The following is a 5,000-nucleotide window of genomic DNA, read 5'->3' as shown; positions in this document are numbered from 1 at the left end:
CGATAGTGAACTAGTACCGTGAGGGAAAGGCGAAAAGAACCCCGGTGAGGGGAGTGAAATAGAACCTGAAACCGTATGCGTACAAGCAGTCGGAGCCCGAAAGGGTGACGGCGTACCTTTTGTATAATGGGTCAGCGACTTACTTTCAGTGGCAAGGTTAACCGAATAGGGTAGCCGTAGGGAAACCGAGTCTTAACCGGCGCCACAGTCTCTGGAAGTAGACCCGAAACCGAGCGATCTATCCATGGCCAGTGTGAAGGCGAGGTAATACTCGCTGGAGGCGCGAACCCACTAATGTTGAAAAATTAGGGGATGAGCTGTGGATCGGAGTGAAAGGCTAAACAAGCTCGGAGATAGCTGGTTCTCCTCGAAAGCTATTTAGGTAGCGCCTCGTGTCTTACTCTCGGGGGTAGAGCACTGTTTCGGCTAGGGGGCTCCCAGGAGCTTACCAAACCGATGCAAACTCCGAATACCGAGAAGTACAATCACGGGAGACAGACGGCGGGTGATAACGTTCGTCGTCAAAAGGGAAACAACCCAGACCGCCAGCTAAGGTCCCAAAATCATTGCTAAGTGGGAAACGATGTGGGAAGGCAGAGACAGCCAGGAGGTTGGCTTAGAAGCAGCCACCCTTTAAAGAAAGCGTAATAGCTCACTGGTCGAGTCGGCCTGCGCGGAAGATTCAACGGGGCTCAAGCAATGTACCGAAGCTGCGGACGCAAGCTTGCTTGCGTGGTAGAGGAGCGTTCTGTAAGCCGATGAAGGCGGACCTGTGAGGGCCGCTGGAGGTATCAGAAGTGCGAATGCTGACATGAGTAACGATAAAGGCGGTGAAAAACCGCCTCGCCGAAAGCCCAAGGTTTCCTGCGCAACGCTAATCGGCGCAGGGTTAGTCGGCCCCTAAGATGAGGGCGAAAGCCGTAATCGATGGGAAACAGGTTAATATTCCTGTACCGCAAATGACTGCGATGGGGGGACGGAGAAGGCTAAGTGATCCGGGTGACGGAAGTCCCGGTTTAAGCGTGTAGGGAGTGTACTTAGGTAAATCCGGGTACATAATTCTGAGACGTTATGACGAGTACCCACGGGTGCGAAGTCACTTATGCCATGCTTCCTGGAAAAGCCTCTAAGCTTCAGGTCATTTGAGACCGTACCGCAAACCGACACAGGTGGGCAGGGTGAGAATCCCAAGGCGCTTGAGAGAACTCGGGTGAAGGAACTAGGCAAAATAGCACCGTAACTTCGGGAGAAGGTGCGCCTGTTCTAGGTGAAATCCCTCGCGGATGGAGCCGAAGCAGGCCGCAGTGACCAGGGGGCTGCGACTGTTTACTAAAAACACAGCACTCTGCTAACTCGTAAGAGGATGTATAGGGTGTGACGCCTGCCCGGTGCCGGAAGGTTAAGTGATGAGGTTAGCTCTTCGGAGCGAAGCTTTTGATCGAAGCCCCGGTAAACGGCGGCCGTAACTATAACGGTCCTAAGGTAGCGAAATTCCTTGTCGGGTAAGTTCCGACCTGCACGAATGGCGTAACGATGGCCCCGCTGTCTCCACCCGAGACTCAGTGAAATTGAAATCGCTGTTAAGATGCAGCGTTCCCGCGGCAAGACGGAAAGACCCCGTGAACCTTTACTACAGCTTCACACTGGACTTTGAACATGCTTGTGCAGGATAGGTGGGAGGTAATGATTTCGGAGCGCCAGCTCTGATTGAACCAACCTTGAGATACCACCCTTGCATGTTTGAGGTTCTAACCTAGGCCCGTTATCCGGGTCAGGGACAGTGTGTGGTGGGTAGTTTGACTGGGGCGGTCTCCTCCCAAAGAGTAACGGAGGAGTGCGAAGGTACCCTCGGCGCGGTCGGAAATCGCGCTATGAGTATAAAAGCAAAAGGGTGCCTGACTGCGAGACTGACAAGTCGAGCAGGGGCGAAAGCCGGCTTTAGTGATCCGGTGGTTCTGTATGGAAGGGCCATCGCTCAACGGATAAAAGGTACTCCGGGGATAACAGGCTGATTCCTCCCAAGAGTCCACATCGACGGGGGAGTTTGGCACCTCGATGTCGGCTCATCACATCCTGGGGCTGTAGCAGGTCCCAAGGGTATGGCTGTTCGCCATTTAAAGTGGTACGCGAGCTGGGTTTAGAACGTCGTGAGACAGTTCGGTCCCTATCTGCCGTGGGCGTCGGAGATTTGAGAGGATCTTCTCCTAGTACGAGAGGACCGGAGTGGACGCACCTCTGGTGTTCCGGTTGTCACGCCAGTGGCACTGCCGGGTAGCTATGTGCGGAAGGAATAACCGCTGAAAGCATCTAAGCGGGAAGTCCACCTCAAGATGAGATCTCCCTGAGGACTTGATCCTCCTGAAGGGCCGTAGAAGACTACTACGTTGATAGGCTGGGTGTGGAAGTGCAGTAATGTATGAAGCTAACCAGTACTAATTGCCCGTGTGGCTTGGCCATATAACCCCAAGCGGACTAGATAACATCGGTCTGCATGCCCGACAACATTCTGAATGTTCCATCCCATGCATGGGTATGAGATGGAGAACCGGTTTGCCTGGCGAACATAGCGCATAGGAACCACCCGATTCCATTCCGAACTCGGAAGTGAAACTGTGTTGCGCCGATGATAGTGCCGCCTCGCTGTGGTGCGAAAGTAGGTCATCGCCAGGCTCTTACAACGAAACCCCCGTAGCTTCTGGCTGCGGGGGTTTTCTTTTTTTCAGCCCCAGAACAGCGGATAATGCAGACGATGAGTCATTCGTCTTTAAAAAAAGGGTTGGGTCAGCAGTGGGAAGGGGTAGACCTTACCCTGCTGGACACCGTCGACAGTACGAATGACTGGTTAAAATCCCATTCCGGGGATCTGCCTCGATTAGTTGTTGCCAAGGAACAAACGGGTGGTCGCGGTAGCCATGGGCGTGTTTGGTGCTCACCCCCAGGCGGTTTGTATTGGAGTCTGGAAACAACCTTTTTAGATCGCCTTTCTACAGCGCTCCCGTTGATGGTGGGAGTCTCAATTGCTCAGGTTTTACAGGCGTTGGGCTTTCATGGAGTGGGCGTTAAGTGGCCAAATGATTTACTGGTAAACGGCGCAAAATTAGGGGGTATTCTCGTTGAGCGTGTTTACGACTCCCGGCACGCGCCATCAGTAATTGTGGGCGTGGGCATTAATACAACAACCCCAAAGATTGCCCCACTCATACAGGGTCGCTCGGTCGTTGGATTGGATAGCCTTCGGGCGTCCGATGCCAATCCGTTGGATGGTGATGAGCTAATCGGTCGAATGGCGCGTGCGGTTTTAGATGCGACAAGTGTGCCCGCTGATGCGCTTGAACAAAACCTGCAAGCGCAGTGGTCGGCTTTTGATGTGCTTAATGGTCAATCGGTAAAAATTGAACAACCCAATGGTGATGTGGTGGAAGGCAATGCGGTGGGAATTACCGCTGCAGGTGCGCTACGCGTTTCAACCGCGGCCGGTGAAAGCGTTTTTTATAGTGGCGATTGCCAGTTAAAGTCCCTATGAACACCCTTCTCATCGACATCGGTAATTCCCGAATAAAATGGACGTTGGCAAGCGGCGATAAACTAGTCAGCGACGTTCAAAGCAGTGAGCCTGCCCAGTTTCTTCAAGCCATGTCGGCTTGGGCGGGCGGCATTCGCGCGCCCGATCGCGTGCGTTTGGTCAGCGTTATCGAGCACTCAGTGATTAGCCAGGTGAACGATTGGGTTGCGGAACATTGGGGTGTGCCTGTGCAACGCGTGCGTACGCCAAATAGCGGGCACGGTGGCGGTGTTCAAATTGGCTATGACAGGCCAGAGCAACTTGGCGCGGATCGTTGGCTGGCAATGGTGGGGGCTCGGGCGCGCAATCTCCTGCCTGCGTGTGTTATCGATGCGGGCAGTGCGATCACCTTCGATCTCATCAATGAGAACGCTCAGCATCAAGGTGGTTTAATTATGGCCGGGCTGCTGGCCCAGCAAGCTGGCCTGCGTGCGATAACGCCTGAGTTGCCGGCGGTTGATTTTCGGCCAGGTCAAAGTGCTTCGGTAGAGAACACGCCTGTGTTTGCCAGAAATACGCGGGCCGCACTGTATAGCGGTGGGGTTCATGCCACCGCAGCAGCCTTAGACGCGCTTGTATGTAATGCCAACAACGCCCAGCAGATGACATGCCAAGTCGTTCTAACGGGAGGTGATGCTGTAGAGATTGCGGCAGCGATGCGTTGTGAATCGACGATTCACCCCAATTTGGTGTTGGAAGGCCTTGCTGCATTGTCCTGATCGCTGATCCCGGGTAATCTTACGCTGCTAAATGCGAAAGCTGGCGTAGCTCAGTTGGTAGAGCAGCTGATTTGTAATCAGCAGGTCGCGGGTTCGACTCCTGTCGCCAGCTCCAGTTACGCGTTAGGCTTGACGCCAACCCGCTGAAACCGCAAACTACCCGGCTTAGTTTGGAGGGATACCCAAGCGGTCAACGGGGGCAGACTGTAAATCTGCTGGCTTAGCCTTCGGAGGTTCGAATCCTCCTCCCTCCACCAAGAATAAACAGCCATGACTCGGCCGTTCAATATCGGCTGGTTGTGGCATGCCCGCATGCGTGCGGGAAAGAGTGTGCGGGTGTAGTTCAACGGTAGAACCTCAGCCTTCCAAGCTGATGATGTGGGTTCGATTCCCATCACCCGCTCCAGAGTGAGTGGCCCATGTAGCTCAGGGGTAGAGCACTTCCTTGGTAAGGAAGAGGTCCCCGGTTCAAATCCGGGCATGGGCTCCATTAGCAATATGATTAACGATTAACGGATAGCGCAGGGAGAATCTATCGTGTCCAAGGAGAAGTTTGAGCGCACTAAGCCGCATGTAAATGTTGGCACGATTGGTCATGTTGACCATGGTAAGACGACGTTGACGGCGGCGTTGACGAAGGTGTTGTCGGAGCAGTTTGGTGGTCAGGCGCGTGCGTTTGATCAGATTGACAATGCGCCGGAGGAGCGTGAGCGTGGTAT

At 54.0% G+C, this 5,000-nt stretch carries 3 protein-coding genes, 4 tRNA genes and 2 rRNA genes (1 of these 9 running past the window's edge); all 9 read left to right on the top strand.

What is annotated here, in order from left to right; genetic code table 11:
* A 23S ribosomal RNA gene (locus GH984_RS09365) occupies positions 1-2,457 on the top strand (it extends 435 nt beyond the left edge of the window).
* A gap of 96 nt (positions 2,458-2,553) precedes the next feature.
* Positions 2,554-2,670, top strand: a 5S ribosomal RNA gene (gene rrf, locus GH984_RS09360).
* A gap of 79 nt (positions 2,671-2,749) precedes the next feature.
* The gene (locus GH984_RS09355) at positions 2,750-3,523 is read left to right on the top strand and encodes a biotin--[acetyl-CoA-carboxylase] ligase (RefSeq protein WP_172973210.1); all 774 of its coding nucleotides are present in this window, start codon (positions 2,750-2,752) and stop codon (positions 3,521-3,523) included.
* Positions 3,520-4,281: a type III pantothenate kinase gene (locus GH984_RS09350; protein WP_153719962.1), complete on the top strand. Its 762-nt coding sequence runs from the start codon at positions 3,520-3,522 to the stop codon at positions 4,279-4,281. The genes GH984_RS09355 and GH984_RS09350 overlap by 4 nt, the downstream gene beginning before the upstream one ends.
* 39 nt (positions 4,282-4,320) lie before the next feature.
* Positions 4,321-4,396 (top strand) — tRNA-Thr (locus tag GH984_RS09345).
* A gap of 57 nt (positions 4,397-4,453) precedes the next feature.
* Positions 4,454-4,538 (top strand) — tRNA-Tyr (locus tag GH984_RS09340).
* Between the two features lie 75 nt (positions 4,539-4,613).
* Positions 4,614-4,687: transfer RNA gene (locus GH984_RS09335), tRNA-Gly, on the top strand.
* A 9-nt stretch (positions 4,688-4,696) separates the two neighbouring features.
* Positions 4,697-4,771: transfer RNA gene (locus GH984_RS09330), tRNA-Thr, on the top strand.
* 47 nt (positions 4,772-4,818) lie between these two features.
* The coding region (locus tag GH984_RS09325; RefSeq protein ID WP_369692035.1) for a GTP-binding protein at positions 4,819-5,000 on the top strand (182 nt) is incomplete at its 3' end.

This window comes from Spiribacter salilacus (genome assembly GCF_009649225.1).
Classification (GTDB): domain Bacteria; phylum Pseudomonadota; class Gammaproteobacteria; order Nitrococcales; family Nitrococcaceae; genus Spiribacter; species Spiribacter salilacus.
Note: the sequence above shows the minus strand (reverse complement) of the source record. Positions and strands in the feature narration are given on the sequence as shown.

Bases quoted from the DNA above. Each gene is read 5' to 3' on its own strand.
- GH984_RS09355 (WP_172973210.1), top strand. From the start codon at position 2,750: ATGAGTCATTCGTCTTTAAAAAAAGGGTTGGGTCAGCAGTGGGAAGGG.
- GH984_RS09350 (WP_153719962.1), top strand. From the start codon at position 3,520: ATGAACACCCTTCTCATCGACATCGGTAATTCCCGAATAAAATGGACG.